This window comes from Sphingobacterium haloxyli, assembly GCF_002980525.1.
Classification (GTDB): domain Bacteria; phylum Bacteroidota; class Bacteroidia; order Sphingobacteriales; family Sphingobacteriaceae; genus Sphingobacterium; species Sphingobacterium haloxyli.
This window is the reverse complement of sequence record NZ_PVBQ01000019.1, coordinates 61,563-81,784: the sequence shown is the minus strand read 5'-3', so window position 1 is coordinate 81,784 and position 20,222 is coordinate 61,563. Positions and strand designations below refer to the sequence as shown.

The window sequence follows — 20,222 nt, the reverse complement described above, 5'->3', positions numbered from 1 at the left end:
CGCTACATGATCATCTATCTTAAAGAACTTCTGCACCTCCGCTTCGCGCTTCGGCTATCTCAACCGCTCCCTAAGGAACGGAATCTATCTCTTGTGTTTTTTACCCTTTCGGGATGGCAAAGGTAAGGAAGTTTAACGAAAACCAAAAATGTTTTTTCAAATTTTCCGTACCCGGGATCACCGGGTAACCTGCCCTCCCTCGCGGAGTGGTGCAAAGGTAGAAATTTTATGCATTCCCTCCAAGAGTCCCGTACCTTTTTACTCCAACATCAATACAATACATTGAAAATCTGAAAGATATTTTTCATGTACTGGGCTTCTCTTCCTCATCTTCAAAAAGAATCCGGACCGAAGGCGTGTAGGTGTCTTCGTGCTGCCCGGTTTTATTCGCCCAAAAAAATGCTCCTAAAAAGACCAAAGCGATAAAAACGCTGCAGCCAATTAAAAAAAATATAATGCTCATATGTAAGTATTACGTAATACGAATTATTTAGACAGTAATTTCCTTCGTATGGCGAACCAACGCGTCATTAAACTTGTAAACGAGATAATGGTTACCGTACTTATCGGCATTAGAATGGCTGCAAACAGCGGAGACATCGTTCCCTGTACCGCAAAGCTTAATCCCACTACATTATATATCAACGATATAGCGAAGCTTACGTGTATCACGCTAACGGCATCTTTTGCGAAAGCGAAAAACGACGGCAATTTAGCAAAGGAATCCCCATCTAAAATAGCATCACAACCGGGTGAAAAGTTATTTATATCATCCGACACGGCTATCCCCAGATCTGCTTTCCGTAATGCCCCTGCGTCGTTAAGCCCATCGCCCAGCATACAAACTTGTTTTCCCTGTTGTTGCCAAAAATCTATTTTGTGTAGTTTATCCGATGGGCACTGGTTAAATAATAAACAGGAGCTATTGGGGAAAATGAGCTTCAACGCATCAGCGTGTCGTTCGTTATCTCCGGAAGTCAAGTGTAAGTCATATCCCTCTTGGTCCAATGTCGCCACTACCATCGACAATCCCTGTCGCCACGATTGTTCGAGCGTAAAATACCCTTTCAAGACTCCATTTATCATGACATACACCATAGAACCGTCTTGATACTCGTTCTTTATGCCTAAAAAAGATGCAGATCCAATTTTTACATCAGTAGCCTCAAATCGGGCTTCCATACCCTTACCCCCCACTTCTTTAAAAATATCCGCCCTCCGAATAACCGTGTGACTAAACCATTTTACAATCTCTCTACTTAAGGGATGGTTCGAGTTTCGACATACCGAGGAGATTAACCCGCATTCATCTTCACTTAATTCCCCTTTAAACAACATTAGCGACGATTTAGGAGAAGAAATCGTTCCTGTCTTGTCGAATACCACACAATCAATCTTCGATAATTGTTCAATAGCAGCTGTATTCTTTATATAGAATTTATTGCGGTCGAAGATACTTAGCGCGGAAGAAAGTGTGAAAGGCGAACTCAAGGCTAGTGCACAGGGACAGGCAATAATCAGCACCGCTGTAAAAGCGCCCCAAGCTTTGGACGAATCACCACCGATGAACCAAAAACCACAGGCGACAACAGCTATACTGACCAACGACACCGTGAAATATTTACTGATAAAATCAATAAAGGTATCAAACTTCTTCTCCTGATTCTTGAAACTCTCATTGTTCCACAATCTCGTTAAATAACTTTGCGACACGGGTTTGACAACTTCTAACTCAATCGCCTCCCCAATTTGCCTTCCACCAGCATATACGATTTCGCCCAGTGTTTTATCGATACAGTTCGATTCCCCTGTTACAAAACTAAAATCAATAGAGGCATTCCCCTTTAATAAAATGGCATCAGCCGGAATAATCTCGTTATTCCGCACCAGGATGCGTTGGCCAACTTCTAAATCTGCAATTTGCATTGGCTTTTCGTTACCAGCTTCTATTACAGTTACCGCAACTGGAAAATACGACCGATAATCCCGCTCGAACGAAATATGGTAGTATGTCCGTTGCTGCACCCACTTACCGATTAAAATAAAAAACACCAAGCTGCACAAGGTATCCATAAACCCCGGACCGGACTGTGTGAGAATCTCAAGTGCCGAACGAAAAAATAAGACAAAAATTCCCAACGCCAACGGCACATCCAGATTAAGTCGCTTCTGTTTCAAGCTTAACCATGCCGATTTGAAATAATCCGAAGCACTATAAAGTAGTACTGGAATGCCAAATGCCAGATTCATATAAGCGAAAAAGTTAGCATATTGTTGCTCAAACGGAGCCATCCCAAAGTAATCAGGAAAGCTAATCATCATGGAATTTCCAAAACAGAATCCCGCCACGGTAATTTTAGCTATCAGACCACGTTGATTCAATTTTTTCCCTTCTTTTACCACATCCTGCGATGTAATCCTAGGCTCATACCCAATCCGTACCAGCAGTTCCACCAGCCCTCGCAAAGAAATCTCCTGATGCTTAAACCTGATACTTGCTTGCTTCTTCATAAAATCGACCTGCGAACTTTTAACGCCGGCATGCAATTTATAAAGATGCTCCAAAAGCCAAATACAGGAGCTGCAATGGATAACCGGAATATAGAAAGTAATCATGGTCATGTCCTCATCTGTGTAATCGACAAGCTTAGCGACAATATTCGGTTCATCCAGATAACTCAAATCAGGCCTTGACTCTTTTTGAGATTTCCCAGGGTGCTGATTGTAGCGGTAATAACTGTGTAGGTTACTTTCGTTCAATACCTGATATACGGTTTGGCATCCCAAGCAACAAAAACTATGGTTGCCCAATACATAAGGCATCGCATCTAGCTTATCTCCGCAGTGGAAACACTTTTCTTCCTTAACAATTTGTTCTGACTCCAGCATTTTTTCGTGTGCTCGTGATTAACTTCATTGAGCTCGCAAAGCTCGGTTATCTAAAGATGAGCCATTCAGGGCTCGAGTGTTAAATCGCTTGGCTGAATACCTGTTTTTGCTCTTTAGATAGCTGCAACCGCTGATCAAATGCCATACATATATTCCTTAAAAAGGATTTTCCGATTCGGGTCACTTTAATCTGATCGTTGTTAAACTCCACCAATCCATCCGCTTCTAGCGGACGTAGTCGGCCTACGATAGCATCATTGATCGAAAAATCAGCCTTCAACTCTACCTTTCCTTTACACATCATATCGAGAATATAACGGCGTAATACCTCATCCTCCTCATGCAGCAAATGTCCTTTTATTACCGGCAACCGCCCCTCATCTAGCACCTTATAATAGTCTTCTACTGTCTTGATGTTTTGTGCGAAACCGTTCCACGCATCACTAATGGATGATACGCCCAAACCAATTAAAACGGGCGTATAGCGGTCCGCATATCCCATGAAATTCCGGTGTAAACTTCCTGATAAAGCCGCCTTAAAAAGCTCATCCCCAGGTTTCGCAAAATGATCCATGCCTACATCCAGATAGCCTTTCCTCCCGATCATCTGTTTACCCAATATATAAAGTGCAAGCTTTTCCTCTCCTACAGGTAAATCCTGTTCTGTAAAACGTCGCTGCCCGGGTTTTATCCACGGTACATGTGCGTAGCTATAAAAAGATATGCGGTCGGGCGACATGCGTAACGCCTTTTCTATAGTGTCGCGTACCGTTACTTGTGTTTGCAGGGGCAATCCATAAATCAAATCAAAATTAATAGAGGTATAGCCGATTTCCCGAGCTTCATCCATGACACGCTGTACGTCTCCTACTGTTTGACGTCGATTAATGAGATATTGTACATGCGGATCAAAGTCTTGAATGCCCAAGCTTAATCTTCGGAAACCAAGATGATACAATGTTTGTAGATGCTCTTTTGTGGTATTTGCTGGATGAGCTTCAAATGAAAAAGACGCCCCGTCTTTTACGATCCCATCGTCTAGCAAGCCTAAAATTAGACGTTGCAGATTTGCTGGCTCGAAGAAAGTAGGCGTCCCCCCTCCCAAATGTATCTCACTGATAACAATTTCTTCGTCAATAGCAGCTTTGTATATTTCCCATTCCCGGAGCACATAGTTAATGTAATGAGTCTCTACGCCATGATTTTTGGTAATCCGGGTATTACACCCACAATACGTACATAAATTTTCGCAAAACGGAAGATGGACATATAAACTTAGTCCGTCATTTTTTGATTGAGTGTAAGTTGCTTTTAAACGACTGATCCATTCTTTTGGATTAAAAACGTCAGATTCCCAGAACGGCACGGTGGGGTAACTCGTATAACGCGGTGCCGCTACATTGTATTTGGTGATCAAACTACTATTTGGTTCCATCATATCCTAGTTGGTCGTCCACTAATTTACATTCTTTCGCACAGCAGCAAGCCCCGCCCACACACTTCCCATCACCCCATAAGTTCAGGTTTCGAATGGTTTGCTCAGCAATACCTTTAGGAGTATGGTCTTCAAAGGGTGTATTCGCAATCTGGATACCTAAATCATACGCGCGGCACAAATCGATATGATCCGTTGTTATTGAACGGGTGACGATCTTCCGTATGCCTATACGACGCAGTTCTCCCAGCAGTTCACCGTCTATCAAATCATCTTCAGACACGACAACCACCTCCTTGCCGTAGGCATAATGTATCGTATTGCGATTTAACGGATTAGAAATCAGCGTCAGATCATGAGCTTTCCCGTTGGCGACCGCCAGCGATTCCTTCTCATACTCCTTAATATTATATGCAACAGCCTTCATGTGGTCCATTTCTGTATGTAACTGAGACAAAAATAGCCAGGCCACATGAAGACGCGGATGCAGAACATCAAATTAGAAAATGATATTGGTCACATTATTGGTTATAACAGCATCGCATCTCGCGTTCGCGCTAGATTCTTTACTTATAGCCCTTATCGAATTGTTTTTAATTTAGCTACGGATGGGATAACAATCGCATTGCCCATTTTTGTGATTAACTTCTCATCTTTGAAGTCTGCCAACATACGACTAATGGTCTCACTTGCAGTCCCCGCCAAAGCAGCCAGGTCATCTCGAGAAATGCGAATTATGATTTCGTGGTCTCCACTAGTTGATGCAGATTTTTCCGCGACATGCACCAATGCGTTCGCTACACGTTTTCGCACCGTATCATACGCAAAACCAAGCATTTGTTCTTCTTTTTCCCGAATATTTCCCGAAAGCAAAGTGATAAATTTACTTGCGATGGCTGGTTTGTTATAGAGCAGTTCAAAAAAACGATCTTTCGGAATTAGCGCCACTTCACAGTCTTCTAGCGCTTCGGCATTGTCATTATACTGTTCGTTAAGCAAAAGCGCTTCATACCCCAAAAAACTGTCCGCTGTATGGATCGCTGTTGACAACTCGCGTCCGTCCTGGTATAGCAGAAAACTACGTATTTTACCTTGCCGCAGATAAAAAATAAAGTGGGGTGTATCCCCTTCTTCATAAATATGTTGTTTCTTTTTTAAGACTTTCACGCGGGCTTCTTTCACTAAGTCCTGCAATAGATAATTTTGCTCATCCTCACTCAGCCTTAGGTTTGCTTTTTTTGCTGCGTCAATCACCAATTGGCTAGTCATACGTTTCTCCCGCTTTCGGAAACGGCCTTCTATCGCGTTTAGCAACTCAATATCATCAAACGGTTTGGACAAATAGTCATCGGCGCCCATTTCCATCGCCTTGCGTATATCGGCTCTTTCTGATTTGGCCGTCAGAAAGATAAAAGGAATATCCATTGTCGACTCATTTTTGTTCAACATATACAATACACCGTATCCATCAAGCTCCGGCATCATAATGTCGCACAAAATAAGATCAGGACGGCATCTAACTGCCATGTCTACCCCTTCTTTCCCATTCACGGCCGTCAGCACCTTATATTCGCCGGTCAATGATAATATTTCGGCTGTCCCTTCACGGATTTCAAAGTTATCTTCGATTATCAATATCGTTTTAGACATCTCTTCCTCTACTTATTGCTGAAAAATCATTTTGAACATCGCGCCTTCGTTTATGGCCGAATGGTATTCCAACGTCCCATCCATCAGCTCGACATAGCGCTTAACGATATTAAGTCCCAATCCTGTACCAGGTATATTTCCCGTGTTATGTGCTCTAAAAAATGGCTCAAATAGATTTTTTTGATCCTCTAATGGAATACCTATACCGTTATCGTTAATGCAAATGACGCAAGTATCCTCTTTTATTTCAGTCGTGAATTCGATAAAAGTATTCTCTCCGGAGTATTTTATGGCATTCGATATCAAATTAATAACACTGCTTTTAATCAAATGCGCATCTAAATAAAATACACCTACTGGTCCTGTGTGTTGGTAAACAATATGTTGATTCTTTTTGCAGATCATCTGCATCTCCTCTGTTATTTCCTCAGCGAGCTGTACCAAGTTAATATCCGCCTTATTGACTACGACCCTGCCCGCTTCTAGCTTCTCTAAAGAGAGAAAATCATTCAAAATGTTATTCAGTAACTGAACCGCTCCACGAATACGGTTGGTGTGCTTCATAATATTCGGCAAATCCGGACGCTCGGCGTATTTCTCAATCAAGGATGCCGATAGTTGTACGGCGCTCAGTGGGGTCCGAAATTCGTGCGACGCCATGGATACAAATCGTGATTTCATTTGGTTGAGCTCCTTTTCCTTTTCCAATGACAGACTGACGTCCGATTTCGCTTTCTCCAATTCGGAAACTAACTTAATCAGATCCTTTGTTCGCTCTCGCACTTTTTCTTCTAGCTCATCCGCATGCTTCCTCAACTCATCTTCGGCTGCACGTTCTTTGGTTAAATCATGGATAAAACCGGTAAAGATATTTTTTTCTCGGTAATGTACTTCACTGACGGCCAATCGAAACGGAAAGGTGTCACCATTTTTCTTTAATCCACGAACTTCCCTCCCAATTCCGATTATTTTCTTTATTCCGGTTTTTTGATAACGCTCAATGTACTCATCATGCTGACTTCGATCGGGTTCGGGCATTAACATGGAAATGTTGTTCCCCACCACTTCTTTCGGCCTATATCCAAATAGCGCAGACGCTGCCGGATTAATAGACTCCACGATACCTCGGTTATCAATAGTAATAATCCCATCAATCGCGTTTTCGATAATGGCCTCGAGAAGCTTAGCAGAATCAATCATCGCTATTTCACCAACTTTTTGTACTTGATACGTTTTGGTCCCGTGTCGCCAAGACGTTTCTTACGATTTTCTTCATATTCCGTGTAGTTTCCTTCGAAAAAGTAAACCTGAGAATCCCCTTCAAACGCCAAAATATGCGTACATATACGGTCCAAAAACCAACGATCGTGCGAAATAACAACCGCACAACCACCAAAATTCTCCAATCCTTCTTCCAAGGCGCGCAAGGTGTTTACATCAATGTCGTTGGTAGGTTCATCGAGCAGCAATACATTGGATGATTTTTTTAATGTAATGGCTAAATGGGCGCGATTTCGCTCTCCGCCGGATAATACGCCTACTTTCTTCTGTTGGTCGGCTCCATTAAAATTAAACTTGGATACATAAGCACGAGAATTTAGCGATCTATTCCCAAGCATGATGTTATCATTACCCTCGGTTATATTCTCCCACACCGTTTTATCCGGATCAAGGTCATCGTGATTTTGGTCCACATAACCCAATACCACCGTTTCCCCTACCTTAAAAGTTCCGGTATCGGGTTGTTCCTGCCCTGTAATCAACCTAAACAAGGTTGTTTTCCCTGCACCATTCGGCCCGATAATCCCCACGATACCCGCTGGTGGCAGGGAGAAGCTCAGATTTTCAAACAACAGTCTGTCACCGTAGGCTTTTGAAATATTATCAGCTTCAATAACGGTATTCCCCAATCGCGGACCGGGCGGAATAAACAACTCCAGTTTTTCTTCTCGATCCTTGGTCTCTTCTGATGCTAATTTTTCATAGTTATGCAAACGCGCCTTAGATTTTGCATGTCTTGCTTTCGGCGCCATGCGCACCCATTCCAGTTCGCGCTCAAGTGTTTTCTGACGTTTCGTTTCTTGTTTTTCCTCCTGCGCCAGACGTTTTGCTTTCTGATCCAACCATGAAGAATAATTTCCTTTCCACGGTATTCCTTCCCCTCTGTCCAATTCCAAAATCCACCCCGCAACATTATCTAGGAAATATCGATCGTGGGTAACGGCTATAACCGTGCCCTTATACTGTTGTAAATGTTGTTCTAACCAGTCGATTGATTCAGCATCCAAGTGGTTGGTAGGTTCATCAAGAAGTAAAACATCTGGCTCTTGAAGCAATAAGCGACAAAGTGCCACCCTTCTTCGCTCCCCACCTGACAAATTGGCTATCTTTGCATCTGGTTCTGGACAACGAAGTGCGTCCATTGCCCGTTCCAGTCTAGTATCCAATTCCCAAGCATTCGTAGCATCGATCTTATCCTGTAGTTCGCCTTGACGAGCGAGCAACTTATCCATTTCGTCCGGATTTTCATACACCTCCGGCAAACCAAACTTTTCGTTTATATCTTCATATTCTTTTAAGACTGCTGTAATTTCAGCAACCCCTTCTTCCACGACTTCCTTTACCGTTTTTTCTTCGTCCAGATCTGGCTCCTGCGCTAAATAGCCAACGGTATATCCGGGCGAGAAAACAACTTCTCCTTGATAAGACTTATCTAACCCAGCGATAATTTTCAGCAAGGAGGACTTTCCCGATCCGTTCAAACCTATGACACCAATTTTCGCTCCGTAAAAAAACGACAAATAGATGTTTTTAAGAACCTGTTTTTGCGGCGGATATATTTTATTTACACCAGCCATTGAAAAAATAATTTTCTCGTCAGACATAAGATTGTAATGCTATTTTTGTACAAATATAGTCATTTTTAATTCGGGTAAGACTGCCATTTTGATCGTTTCAGGGCTATGGCGTAATTATTGATAAATCTGGTAGAACATAGCATAGGATTTATAATTTATTTTTATACATTTATATCATCCTATCATTAATAAAGGAAAGGTAAATACATGGAAGCAAAATTTTCACCACGCGTAAAAGATGTGATTTCTTACAGTCGCGAAGAAGCGCTAAGGCTCCGCCATGATTACATTGGCACAGAACATCTTTTGCTCGGCTTGATTCGTGAAGGCGATGGAGTGGCGATAAAGATTTTGAGAAATATTGGAGTCGATATAGGATCCATCCGTCAATCTACAGAAGATGCAGTAAAAGGGTCGTCTATGTCCCGTGCACCGATCGGAAATATGCCGTTGACCAAACAGGCTGAAAAAGTCCTAAAAATAACATATTTGGAAGCTAAGATTTTCAAAAGTGATGTCATTGGCACGGAGCACTTACTATTAGCGATCTTGCGAGATGAAGAGAACATTGCGTCGCAAGTCTTGCAGCAATACAGCATTACGTACGATTTATTTAAGAACGAAGTTGAGCAAAATAAAACGTCCATCACAGACGAAGCATCCAGCTCGTCTACCGGAGATGACGACTTTGCAGACGACGATCAGCAATTTACAGCACCGAAGAAAGTTTCGGATATCAAATCAAAAACGCCGGTATTAGACAATTTCGGACGGGATTTGACCAAGGCGGCAGAGGAAGGCCGATTAGATCCTATCGTAGGACGCGAGAAAGAAATTGAACGTGTTTCGCAGATTCTTTCCCGGCGTAAAAAGAACAACCCTATTTTAATCGGAGAACCTGGGGTTGGTAAATCGGCTATCGCCGAAGGTCTAGCCCTACGTATTGTGCAACGCAAGGTATCTCGAGTTTTATTCAATAAACGGGTTGTCACACTTGATCTAGCCTCTTTAGTGGCCGGAACGAAATATCGCGGTCAATTTGAAGAACGTATGAAGGCGGTGATGAACGAGTTAGAAAAGTCTCCAGATGTCATCTTATTTATTGACGAGATCCACACGATCGTAGGCGCGGGTGGTGCTTCAGGTTCTTTGGATGCCTCAAATATGTTCAAACCCGCTTTGGCACGAGGCGAAATACAATGTATAGGCGCCACTACATTAGATGAATATCGTCAATATATAGAAAAAGACGGTGCTTTAGATCGTCGTTTTCAGAAAGTCGTCGTAGAACCGGCTTCTCACGACGAAACAATAGAAATTCTGAACCGTATTAAAGATAAATACGAAGAGCATCACAATGTCACGTATACAGCAGAAGCGGTAGAAGCCTGCGTCTCATTGACAACACGTTATATCACCGATCGTTTCTTACCGGATAAGGCGATTGATGCGCTGGACGAGGCCGGCTCACGTGTACACCTGAACAACATCCATGTTCCGCAATCCATTCTTGATATCGAGGAAAAAATCGAAGAAGTTAAGGTTGAAAAAAACAAAGTAGTTCGTAGTCAAAAATACGAAGAAGCGGCCAAACTCCGCGATACCGAGAAAAAACTACTCGACCAACTCGAGAAAGAAAAAGCAGCATGGGAAGTAGAGACGAAATCAAAGCGTTATACGGTCGCAGAAGACAATGTAGCTGAAGTGGTTTCTATGATGACAGGGATCCCTGTACAACGTGTAAGCCAATCGGATAGCCAGAAATTATTGAATATGGCTGAGTCCGTTAAAGGTCGTATTATCGGCCAGGATGACGCAGTTCAAAAGCTAGTAAAAGCCATACACCGTACGCGTGCTGGGCTAAAAGACCCTAAAAAACCAATCGGTTCGTTCATTTTCCTAGGCCCAACTGGTGTAGGTAAAACTGAGTTGGCGAAAGAGTTAGCGCGTTTTATGTTCGATTCAGAAGATGCCTTAATCCAAATCGACATGAGTGAATACATGGAGAAATTCGCGGTATCTCGTTTGGTTGGAGCGCCTCCGGGATATGTAGGATATGAAGAAGGCGGTCAGTTGACGGAGAAAGTACGCCGCAAGCCGTATGCGGTCGTATTACTCGACGAGATTGAAAAAGCCCATCCAGATGTGTTCAATTTGTTGCTACAGGTACTCGATGAAGGACAGCTGACGGATAGTTTGGGTAGACGGGTAGACTTCCGCAATACGATCATTATCATGACTTCGAATATTGGTGCCCGTCAGTTGAAAGAATTCGGACAAGGCGTCGGGTTTACAACTTCCGCAAAAGCGAGCCAAGCCGACTCTCATTCGAGAGGAGTTATCGAAACAGCACTCAAACGTGCGTTTGCACCTGAGTTCCTGAACCGTGTGGATGATGTTATCGTGTTTAACTCGTTAAGTAAAGAACATATCTTTAAGATTATCGATATCGAATTGAAGTCGCTCTTCAACCGGATTAAAGACTTGGGCTACCAAATAACACTCACAGATAAAGCAAAAGACTTTATCGCCGAGAAGGGATATGACAGTAACTTTGGAGCGCGTCCATTGAAGCGGGCTATCCAAAAGTACCTGGAGGACCCAATCGCTGAAGAAATATTGAAAGGCGAAGTTAAAACTGGCTCAGCACTGAATATTGATTATGACGACGATAAAAAAGAAATCGCAGTCGACAGCCAAAATCCGGACCAACCATCGGGCGATTCTATTGAATCCGATGTGACGGAGCCTAACGACAAAAAAAAGTAACAGTAGAAAGTTCCAAATAAGAAAGCGCTATGTCTCTCGGCATAGCGCTTTTTTTTATTTGGCTTATTTTTTGCTCATTTTTTTAAACTATTAACGTTTTTTAACGTCTTATTGAATATAGATAAATTTGATCACTATTAATACGATACACATGAAAAAAATTCTATTAGCCATTTTTATAGGCACAGCGACGGTAGCGGTGACGAGTAGCTGTACAAAAGAATATTACGATACAGTCGTACCTAGCATAACCATGGTCTATGAAAGAACAGCGAGCCAATGGGAGGTTGATGATCTTGACACCGATTATGTAGATTTAAACGTTCCCGAATTAACTGATTATTACGTGAATCAGGGAATTGTTAATGTAGCGATTAGCTTTGACGATGAAGAAACTTATTTTGCTGTCCCCACTACCCTCGACGGTGTTTCTTATTCCTATGATTATACTACGGGATCGGTAAGGATTTACGCACAAGACCCGATTCTGGAAGATGGGGTTCCGGTTCCTATTCCTCAACATCTTTTTATAAAAATATCGCTAACGGAAGCTGATTTTGTGCAATAGTTTATAGTTAGCACTTTAATATAAAAAGCAGCCATGTCCCTCATGCATGGCTGCCTTCACGTTCCTTGCCTCCGATGCTACCCTATCGGCCTCGTCTTTTTTATGCCGGTTTTCAAAAGAGACGTAAGAATATTCTCCATATTATCAATCGTTTACGTAGCAACTTAAAAAAACCTCTTGACAACAGTCAAATTAGCTGTATATTTGTGCCACAGAAAAAAAGGTGATACCTTTTCGGGGTGTAGCGTAGCCCGGTATCGCGCCACATTTGGGATGTGGAGGTCGTAGGTTCGAATCCTGCCACCCCGACAAAAAGCTCTTGCGAAAGCAAGGGCTTTTTTTGTAGCGTGATGAGAACCAAGGTTCGATCCGAAGGAGCTTTAGGGTTGAGTGCGGGGTGTGCGGGGCTAAAGCAATCCTGCCACCCCGACTTCACGGGACAAAGGAGAGAAATCCGGATCAACCCATTCCTAAACACCGTTTTGATCCCGGCGTAGCCAGTAACCAAATTTAATATAAAGCTGAGAAATGATCAAGCCCCAACGTTTCGGGCGATTTTGTGTCTTTAGGGAGATTTTGTATGTTTACATAATTAAAAATAAACCGTTTATGAAAATATACGCTATCCTTTTTTTTGTTTTGTTAACTGCGCTTTCCGTTAGGTCCCAGACGCAGGTATATGAACTCAAGGTATATGAAATGGAATTTTTTCGATCCGCCGACCTATTGCACACGTATTTTGAAAAAGCCCTAATTCCGGCACTCAACAGACAAGGTGCAAAAAATGTTGGCGTCTTCGAGGAAGTTGGTGAGTCTTTGCCAAAAAAACTCTATTTGCTTATACCTCACAAGGATATTTTCACTTTTCAAAATAGCGAAAGGAATTTGTTTGATGATGAACAATATATGGAGGCTGCCACTCCTTACCTAACTACGGATCAAGCCGCCATACCGTTTATAAGAATAAGTACTAGTCTTATCCAAAGCACAAAAGAATTCCCAGAACTGATTGTCCCTAATGATGCGGGAATCTATGAACTCAGAATTTATGAGAGTCATAATGAAGGAGCCCTGAAAAGCAAACTAGAAATGTTTGAAGAAGAATTTGCCATTTTTGCCGATTCTGGATTGCCGATGGTGTTTTATGGACAAAACATTTCGGGAGATCAAATGCCCTGTCTGACGTATATGCTCGCAAATACGGATCTGGACGAAAACAAGACGGGCTGGTCAAATTTCATCAATCATTCGGATTGGAAGAAATTAATCTCTATGGACAAGTACAAAGGCAACATGAGCGATATCACGCGCATCTTCCTGAAACCTCTGGATTATTCTCAAATTTGATCTTTGTCCGTTTCTGAGGATAAGAGAAATCATACGAGGGGCAACATCGTGAAAGGTATAGACAGAGGGGATTGGCCGATCACCAACAGGCAGAAAATATTTTTCACATCTGTTTAATAGATTTTTTATATTTTTGTCTGTATAAACATTTGATATGGGTGTGAATTGTTGCGCTTTCTTTATAAAATGGTGGACTGTTATCTAAGCGATAGACAGTCTAAAAGTTATCTTAAAAATCTCCATAATTATTATTGGATCATCAACTGATGGTTAACCATTGCTATTCCTCTTTGGAGTAGTCCGGTTATTTATTTCTGTTGGATAATAATGTCTGTCGCTCCTTGCGATTTCTATTCAGTTCAGTAATTATTCAAAGAAATATTTCATGAAAAAGCGTAGCTTACCCGTAAGGTTTACGGGGCAACACTTTACAATTGATACTATCCTCATAAAAGACGCCATTCGATTGGCAGACGTGCAGAAAAAAGATATTGTTTTAGACATTGGTGCCGGCTCTGGATTTTTGACGGCACATTTGGTCAAACATTCTACAAATGTCATAGCCATTGAGAACGATAATCGTTTAGTTTCCGAATTACGCTCAAAATTTAGGACTAATAAAAATGTTGTTATCGCCGGAGTGGACTACAGAAAGTTTTTAGTTCCACAGAAAAGCTTTAAAGTAGTTTCCAATATACCTTTTGCTTTAACTTCCGAAATTCTTAAGTCCCTAATGTATACTAATATTGAGTTTTTTAACCAAGGGTGCGTGATAATGCAATTAGAGCCTGCTCAAAAACTTGTCAGAAAAAAGTATTTTAATCCGCACATAGTTTTCTACCACACTTTTTTTGAACTGAGGGTCGTCTACGAATTAAATCCCGAAAGCTTCATGCCACCACCAACCGTAAAATCGGCCTTAGTGAAAATTAGCAAAAAGAAATGTATGAATAATATTGGTGTCGTAATGAAGGAAAAATATCTTAGCTTTCTTTATTTTATGATGAAGTTCTCAGATTTTCCCTCAAGAACTGTTTTAAAAAAACTTTTCAGAAAGCAACAGGTTAGAGACCTTGAAGAGCGTTATGGTCTGGCGTTGGATAATCCTATATGTTTCATGTCTGCTGAGCAATTTTTGGGTTGTTTTACGACTATGCTGACACTTGTTCCTACTGATTATCACCCTAATCATATTTAAAAAAATGGTCAACGCTGTTCCTTTTGGTTCAGCGTTGTTCTAATATCCGTACAAATCGAAGATTATTTTCAAGCTCCTTATCAGAATATAAAGTTCAAGAAATTTTCAAAGCGAAATTTATCGCTGTAAATGGAGAAGGTGCAATAGCAAGTGATCAAAAAAATTTCAAGTGCTATAAATAAATATGGCTTGAGATGTACAGGAAGCAGTATAAAGCCAGTTTTCTTGAGATCAACTATCCCATTGGCTGGAACTCCTCAACGAGGACCGGAGGAGCCGGTTGAATTCTCGCGTCCGGTCAAGCCAGATGTAATGTGACGCATGTTCCACTAAGTGGACAGTGATACAATCGGCTTCAGCTATGAGCTGTAACCATTCGTCTGCTTGCAAATAATCCTCCGTTCCCTGGATAATGAAAACGGGAACGGGAAATCGCTCGAGCGAGCTGCGTATATCGTAAGTTTCGGGAATGGAACCTGCAATTGCACCCTCTACGGCGGAATTGAAGAAAACCCGTCCCCCCTTCATAGATCTCCAGTTACGGAGGTCTATCATGTTGAAAGATGCAAGCCCGGTAATCTTAAAACGGTCCGAGAGCTGCTTTTTGCTCAAACCATCCTCTTCCCACAGTCCCTCTTCCCTAAGCACCGCTTCAACAGCTGGGCGGCTCCGCAGCACCTTTAATCGCGAATGTATCGCAGGTATCAGGTCCATAAAAGTTTTACCTTCAGGTGTAAAAGGGGGCATCGACGCCGACAGAACCATCCTGCGTACATTGTGAGGGTACTTCATATAATAGGAAATAGCCAGCAGAGTCCCAAAGGAATGCCCGAAAAGAGTCAATTTTTTCTGTCCGGTCTCCCTCCTTATCGTTTCCAGGTCCTCCACTAATATATCTAGTGAGAGATCCCTGACAGAGGAATCCGGTACCTTTGAGTACAGGCTACCTCTTTGGTCAAATAGCATGAAACAGATAGAATCGGTATTTCCCCGGACAGCATCAACCAAATAATTGAAGTTATTGCCCGGTCCACCGTGAAGTGCCACGACAGTATCCCCTTTTCCCAATGTAGTTATGTACAGCCGGGCGTTCCCGTCTTCAGTGGGCAAATACCATGCGTTCGCCTCCAGTTCATCGAACATATCGCTCCCCAAGCCTGTCTGGCCTTTAAGGTTGTCATTGAATAAAAGGAATATTGCAAGTATCAGTAAATCTAGACATTTCATCATCATTGCTTTAGTCGTAAAACGGTTGTTTTTCCAGGACCGAGTAAATCTTGTGAAGGAAAACACAATAAACTGATCTTCCACAAGTTACGTGCCACCTCCAAAACCGAATGCCGTAAAGGCAAAAGACCTGGGAGCTTATGCGAAACAGTTCCTTTCAGACGAGGGGTTGATAGAATTCAATTTTGATTTGCTAATGTCCCTCGAAAAACTGGTATTTTTTACGATATTGCATCGGTGCAACGCCCGTTTCCCTTTTAAAAATTCTTCGGAAAGCCTCCAGGTCCGTATAACCGACCTCGAACATCACATCAGCGATTGGCAAATTTTCTCGTTCCAATATTTTTTTTGCTGATTCAACTCGTATCTTCTGCATGTAAGAAATAGCTGTATGCTGTGTAGCTTCCCTGAATCTTCTTTGAAAAGTGCGGAATCCGAGGCCGGAAATTTCCGCCAAACCTCTTAACGTCAAACTTTGACTATAATGATGTTCTATATAATCCTGAACCTTGTGAATAGAAGCATCGTTGTGATATCTATTCCCTTCAAAAACAGAGTAGATGCCTTGGTTGTCACGATCAATATCAACTTCAAAATATTTGCTGGCTTGTATGGCTATCCCGTTGTTAGTTAGCTTTCTCACCAAATAGAGGAGTAAATTCCAGTATGAGTTGGCACCTCCACTTGTAAATACACCATTATATTCAGTGATAACTTTTTGATCAGTTACATTTACCTTGGGATAAGCCGTCCGAAACCTATTAGTTATCTTCCAATGTGTAGAACACCATTTATTATCCAAAAGGCCGGTCTCCGCCAGCAAAAATACACCTGAACACAGACTTGCTATCCAGCTACCGTGTTCATGCTGAGCTTTTATCCAGGGTAGAAAATCTTTGTTTTTGACCAGCGTTTCCGAATCAATTTTCAAAGGTGGAATGATAACCAAGTCGGTACGTTTTACATCATAAATTGATTTCTCCGGGCATACCGTAAACATTCCATTATTAACTACTACCTCATTGGAAATGCCAACAAGATCAATATCAAATAAAGGGCGTTGATTTCGTTCGATCAACAATTGATTCGTCGTTTGGAAAAGGTGGTATATATTTCCTATCGCGCCCATTATAACATCTTCTGCAACGATGACTGATACGTGTTTCATCTTACAATAATAACGGTTTTAGGCAATATGAACAGGATAAATTGTCAATTTTGCCTGTTTAATTTGTTCTTTCTCCTTCATAATTTTGTTACACTTTTGGATAAACATGGGAATTGAACATAAACAGCTGATTTCTGCTTTACGAAATATTGAATTTAAGAAGTTATCTTGGATTACTTCCACAGTTGCTTACATCCTTGCCGTTCTCGGTATGTACGTACCGTTCGACGTGAGCGCACAACAGGCACCCAATGGTGATGAAATTGGTTTGCTGATTGCTGCCGGTGGTCGGTCGGCGTGGTATAGCGGTCAGCATTTCATAATCTCCAGTGTCGTGGAAGCTGAACCCATCTATAAAATAACAAATACCCATACGGAGAAACCGTATTACTTCACGCTAAGTGACGACGGTAGATACCTGATATACTCTATCAAGACAAAAGAGCAAAAAATAACATATATACACGACTTAAACAGTAAGGGTGCGTTGGTGCAAACACTGCCGTTCGCTATCGAATCCACCGCGTTCAATAGTCATGTCTGCAAAGCATTTTTCGTTCACTCGAAAACTTTCTGGGGGGCGCGATTGACGGCCTTTGATACCAAGGATTGGCATAAACTAGCAGAACGGTACATCACCGATCTGACTAACAGCATAGCCGTGGATGCCGATGGATCGCAACTATTGGCAGCAGCAAAATCGGTAGTCAGGGTAATCGACGCGGAAACACTGAACACAGAAAAAGTGAACTGGGAAACCTCGCGGCTGAAGAAACTAGTTTACGACCCCACAAACAATCGGTATTACGCTAGTGTAAATCATAAGAACGTAATTGAGGTCCGGGATCTGCTTAAAGATCGTGTGGTTCATACTATTCGAGGAGGAAAAGGGCAAATCGAGCAATTGGCATACGGTTTAGAAAACCAATTGGTTAGTCTTGACGATTTGGGTAATCTGAACGTCTGGGACTTACATAATAAGAAGCGCCAACTAGCGAAAAGCAATGTCAGGGCATTTAATCAGCTTGGCAATGGCCGTTTGTCATTTTTGACGGAAAAGTGGGAGTTCAGCAATCACGGTAAAGAAGCTTCATTGGGCATTCCGCCAGATTCAGCCTTTATGTCACGGAGAACTGGAAATGTTGGGATTGCGCCTATTCCGATCATTGCCTATGGACCAGAAACCAGTTTGGTGTTAGGACTCGGTATGAGTTTTATATTTGCTCCCCCCATGGATTCAACAGCGACTGACAGCCACTTTTTTCGGCCATCTTCACTGACACCCTCCTTGTCTTATGGTTTCAAAGGACAACTACAGGCTACGTTGTCGTCAGCGTATTTTAGCAAAAAAGGATGGCACTTGTCTAACCGCATTGATTATCTGATGAATAACCGATCTCAATTTTTCGGATTGGGAAACAACGTCAAGCAAGACGTTAGTGCCCTTTACCGTAATCACATTTTCTCATGGGAAAGTGTGCTTACAAAAACCATTGGGCACCGTTTCTTTGCAGGTATTGCTGCCCTTATTCGGCATGACAGTCCCTTAGACTTCGAAGCGTCAGAATCATTGGCTTTACCTGACGATAAAGGCGGCTTTACAATTGGAATTGGCCCAATATTACGTTTTGATACCCGAAACGACGTCATATTTCCAACTACCGGAAACTATTTCGATATTTCGTTTACCAGATTTGGGGATTGGATTGGAAGCGACTATGCGTACAGCGATTTGAAAATAGACTACCGGGGATACCATTCATTACCCATATTAACAGAAGGAACCACCTTAGCGGTTCAGGCACAATATCATGGCACTTTTAACGGTGATGTTCCATTCTACCAATTGCCGTACTTGTCGGCCGACCGTCTTTTGAGAGGGGTTTGGCGCAACCTCTACATTGATAGGCAGGCTTTTGCCGTTCAGGGAGAACTTCGTTCTAATTTCACTAACATAGACCCTAGATTTGGTTACGTATTATTCGCTGGTGCCGGTGATGTTGCTACCAATTTTCTCAAGGCATATGACCCTAGACTAATCGGTGTTTTCGGTTTAGGGGTACGAAAGCAGTTAGTTCCCAAGCTAAAGCTTCAGTCACGCATTGATTGTTCCATTAATACACGAGGTGATATAGGTGTTTTCGGCGGTGTAGGCGTGGCTTTTTGATTTAGTTTTATGTTCTTGACTTTAAAAATGGAAAAGATGTTTAAGCTGGTTAAAGATCCGGTTTTCATTGTAGGGTGTCGTGCAGACCGGGTAACACCCGTAGCGAGATATGCAAGACACTATCATGCGTTGATAGAGCATAGTGAATATTTCGAATTTGATGGTGAAGTAGGACACTACGTTATGTTGCCAGAGGCTAGCGATGAGGTGAAAAAAGAGACGCCAGAGGTCTTTGTGGATGATCCGTCGGTAGACAGAAAATCTGTACACCAGAAAGTAATCGATTTAGCGATCGATTTTTTCGCTGAACATATAAATAAAGTATAATGATAAAACGAAACCAATTGGAATACATCGCTCGTCAATGGATTTCCTTATGGTGCAGCCCTACCGACTGGGCGCTGTTCGATCAGATCCATGCCGACCATTTCGAAGATTGCTCTTCGGCAGGAAGGCCAAGTACAAAAGAAGGATTCGCCGCTGGCCTCCGCGAAATGCTACGGGCTTTCCCCGATTTGACAACAACTGTTGAAGATATGATAGTTGATGTTGAGGGAGGTCGTGTGTCTGTGCGTTGGAAAGCGCAGGGAACTAACAGACGATCCTTTTTAGGACACGGGCCAACTAATAAGATAGCCTTCATTACTGGAATTGAAATCATTGAGATAGCAGAAAGCAAAATTGTTAAGCGATGGGGCGAATGGGACATTTCATCACATTTTAATGATCAACGCAGCGTTAGCCGACAACTTTTAATTCACGCTTTGCTCTTTTGAAGTTGACGAAAGTCATTAACTGACAAAAGCGAATTTGCCATTCTCAAAGAAATACTTTCCGAGATATATGGAAAAAGAGCATGCTGACAACGGATAAAATTATAGTCGATGAAATAACCTGGATTGAGAACCGTTCTGCCTATCGCTATCGAAGGAAACGTTCAAAAAAG

Annotated in this window: 16 protein-coding genes and 1 tRNA gene; 8 read left to right on the top strand and 9 right to left on the bottom strand. The window is 42.1% G+C overall.

The genetic code is table 11. The annotated features are described in order from the left end of the window. Positions 1 to 304: 304 nt before the first annotated feature. From ccoS to ettA, 7 genes are all read right to left on the bottom strand, one after another. Entirely contained in the window at positions 305 to 463 is a 159-nt protein-coding gene (ccoS, locus tag C5745_RS17975; RefSeq protein WP_105718395.1) for a cbb3-type cytochrome oxidase assembly protein CcoS, read from the bottom strand. A 23-nt stretch (positions 464 to 486) separates the two neighbouring features. Continuing rightward, a complete protein-coding gene (locus tag C5745_RS17970) occupies positions 487 to 2,889 on the bottom strand; it encodes a heavy metal translocating P-type ATPase (RefSeq protein WP_105718394.1) in 2,403 nt (800 codons plus the stop codon). Positions 2,890 to 2,968: 79 nt separating this feature from the next. After that, entirely contained in the window at positions 2,969 to 4,324 is a 1,356-nt protein-coding gene (gene hemN / locus C5745_RS17965; RefSeq protein WP_105718393.1) for an oxygen-independent coproporphyrinogen III oxidase, read from the bottom strand. Then, the gene (locus C5745_RS17960) at positions 4,311 to 4,751 is read right to left on the bottom strand and encodes a Rossmann-fold NAD(P)-binding domain-containing protein (protein WP_105718392.1); all 441 of its coding nucleotides are present in this window, start codon (positions 4,749 to 4,751) and stop codon (positions 4,311 to 4,313) included. The genes hemN and C5745_RS17960 overlap by 14 nt, the downstream gene beginning before the upstream one ends. Positions 4,752 to 4,903: 152 nt before the next feature. After that, complete coding sequence (locus tag C5745_RS17955) at positions 4,904 to 5,974, bottom strand: response regulator (protein ID WP_105718391.1); 1,071 nt, start codon at positions 5,972 to 5,974, stop codon at positions 4,904 to 4,906. A 12-nt stretch (positions 5,975 to 5,986) separates the two neighbouring features. Further along, on the bottom strand, positions 5,987 to 7,171 hold the full coding sequence (locus C5745_RS17950) for a PAS domain-containing sensor histidine kinase (protein ID WP_105718401.1): 1,185 nt from the start codon (positions 7,169 to 7,171) through the stop codon (positions 5,987 to 5,989). Positions 7,172 to 7,176: 5 nt separating this feature from the next. Continuing rightward, on the bottom strand, positions 7,177 to 8,859 hold the full coding sequence (gene ettA, locus C5745_RS17945) for an energy-dependent translational throttle protein EttA (protein WP_105718390.1): 1,683 nt from the start codon (positions 8,857 to 8,859) through the stop codon (positions 7,177 to 7,179). Positions 8,860 to 9,039: 180 nt separating this feature from the next. Between ettA and C5745_RS17940 the strand changes: the two genes are divergently transcribed. From C5745_RS17940 to C5745_RS17920, 5 genes are all read left to right on the top strand, one after another. Further along, positions 9,040 to 11,601, top strand: coding sequence for an ATP-dependent Clp protease ATP-binding subunit (locus C5745_RS17940; RefSeq protein ID WP_105718389.1), 2,562 nt, complete (start codon positions 9,040 to 9,042; stop codon positions 11,599 to 11,601). 151 nt (positions 11,602 to 11,752) lie between these two features. Beyond that, positions 11,753 to 12,169 carry a hypothetical protein gene (locus C5745_RS17935; RefSeq protein WP_105718388.1) on the top strand — a complete coding sequence of 139 codons (417 nt, stop codon included), beginning with the start codon at positions 11,753 to 11,755 and terminating at the stop codon, positions 12,167 to 12,169. Positions 12,170 to 12,404: 235 nt separating this feature from the next. Beyond that, positions 12,405 to 12,478 (top strand) — tRNA-Pro (locus C5745_RS17930). Positions 12,479 to 12,778: 300 nt separating this feature from the next. Next, on the top strand, positions 12,779 to 13,516 hold the full coding sequence (locus C5745_RS17925) for an NIPSNAP family protein (RefSeq protein WP_105718387.1): 738 nt from the start codon (positions 12,779 to 12,781) through the stop codon (positions 13,514 to 13,516). Between the two features lie 385 nt (positions 13,517 to 13,901). Beyond that, positions 13,902 to 14,714: an rRNA adenine N-6-methyltransferase family protein gene (locus C5745_RS17920; RefSeq protein WP_105718386.1), complete on the top strand. Its 813-nt coding sequence runs from the start codon at positions 13,902 to 13,904 to the stop codon at positions 14,712 to 14,714. Positions 14,715 to 14,945: 231 nt separating this feature from the next. On the opposite strand, the gene C5745_RS17915 is transcribed toward C5745_RS17920, so the two are convergent. Together C5745_RS17915 and C5745_RS17910 are read right to left on the bottom strand one after the other, a co-directional pair. After that, positions 14,946 to 15,947, bottom strand: a complete 1,002-nt coding sequence (locus tag C5745_RS17915; protein ID WP_105718385.1) for an alpha/beta fold hydrolase — start codon at positions 15,945 to 15,947, stop codon at positions 14,946 to 14,948. Between the two features lie 187 nt (positions 15,948 to 16,134). Then, positions 16,135 to 17,109: a GlxA family transcriptional regulator gene (locus tag C5745_RS17910; RefSeq protein ID WP_105718384.1), complete on the bottom strand. Its 975-nt coding sequence runs from the start codon at positions 17,107 to 17,109 to the stop codon at positions 16,135 to 16,137. A gap of 106 nt (positions 17,110 to 17,215) precedes the next feature. On the opposite strand from C5745_RS17910, the gene C5745_RS17905 reads away from it, so the two are divergent. The 3 genes from C5745_RS17905 to C5745_RS17895 are packed head-to-tail and all read left to right on the top strand — an operon-like array spanning position 17,216 to position 20,052. After that, positions 17,216 to 19,276: a BamA/TamA family outer membrane protein gene (locus tag C5745_RS17905; protein ID WP_105718383.1), complete on the top strand. Its 2,061-nt coding sequence runs from the start codon at positions 17,216 to 17,218 to the stop codon at positions 19,274 to 19,276. A 36-nt stretch (positions 19,277 to 19,312) separates the two neighbouring features. Then, positions 19,313 to 19,603, top strand: coding sequence for an alpha/beta fold hydrolase (locus tag C5745_RS17900; protein ID WP_133166381.1), 291 nt, complete (start codon positions 19,313 to 19,315; stop codon positions 19,601 to 19,603). Then, positions 19,603 to 20,052: an ester cyclase gene (locus tag C5745_RS17895; RefSeq protein WP_105718381.1), complete on the top strand. Its 450-nt coding sequence runs from the start codon at positions 19,603 to 19,605 to the stop codon at positions 20,050 to 20,052. The genes C5745_RS17900 and C5745_RS17895 overlap by 1 nt, the downstream gene beginning before the upstream one ends. The last annotated feature ends 170 nt before the right edge of the window (positions 20,053 to 20,222 follow it).

Bases quoted from the DNA above. Each gene is read 5' to 3' on its own strand.
- C5745_RS17920 (WP_105718386.1), top strand. From the start codon at position 13,902: ATGAAAAAGCGTAGCTTACCCGTAAGGTTTACGGGGCAACACTTTACA.
- C5745_RS17935 (WP_105718388.1), top strand. From the start codon at position 11,753: ATGAAAAAAATTCTATTAGCCATTTTTATAGGCACAGCGACGGTAGCG.
- C5745_RS17900 (WP_133166381.1), top strand. From the start codon at position 19,313: ATGTTTAAGCTGGTTAAAGATCCGGTTTTCATTGTAGGGTGTCGTGCA.
- ccoS (WP_105718395.1), bottom strand. From the start codon at position 463: ATGAGCATTATATTTTTTTTAATTGGCTGCAGCGTTTTTATCGCTTTG.
- C5745_RS17915 (WP_105718385.1), bottom strand. From the start codon at position 15,947: ATGATGATGAAATGTCTAGATTTACTGATACTTGCAATATTCCTTTTA.
- C5745_RS17970 (WP_105718394.1), bottom strand. From the start codon at position 2,889: ATGCTGGAGTCAGAACAAATTGTTAAGGAAGAAAAGTGTTTCCACTGC.
- C5745_RS17895 (WP_105718381.1), top strand. From the start codon at position 19,603: ATGATAAAACGAAACCAATTGGAATACATCGCTCGTCAATGGATTTCC.
- C5745_RS17910 (WP_105718384.1), bottom strand. From the start codon at position 17,109: ATGAAACACGTATCAGTCATCGTTGCAGAAGATGTTATAATGGGCGCG.
- C5745_RS17960 (WP_105718392.1), bottom strand. From the start codon at position 4,751: ATGAAGGCTGTTGCATATAATATTAAGGAGTATGAGAAGGAATCGCTG.
- hemN (WP_105718393.1), bottom strand. From the start codon at position 4,324: ATGGAACCAAATAGTAGTTTGATCACCAAATACAATGTAGCGGCACCG.
- C5745_RS17905 (WP_105718383.1), top strand. From the start codon at position 17,216: ATGGGAATTGAACATAAACAGCTGATTTCTGCTTTACGAAATATTGAA.
- C5745_RS17940 (WP_105718389.1), top strand. From the start codon at position 9,040: ATGGAAGCAAAATTTTCACCACGCGTAAAAGATGTGATTTCTTACAGT.
- C5745_RS17925 (WP_105718387.1), top strand. From the start codon at position 12,779: ATGAAAATATACGCTATCCTTTTTTTTGTTTTGTTAACTGCGCTTTCC.
- ettA (WP_105718390.1), bottom strand. From the start codon at position 8,859: ATGTCTGACGAGAAAATTATTTTTTCAATGGCTGGTGTAAATAAAATA.
- C5745_RS17955 (WP_105718391.1), bottom strand. From the start codon at position 5,974: ATGTCTAAAACGATATTGATAATCGAAGATAACTTTGAAATCCGTGAA.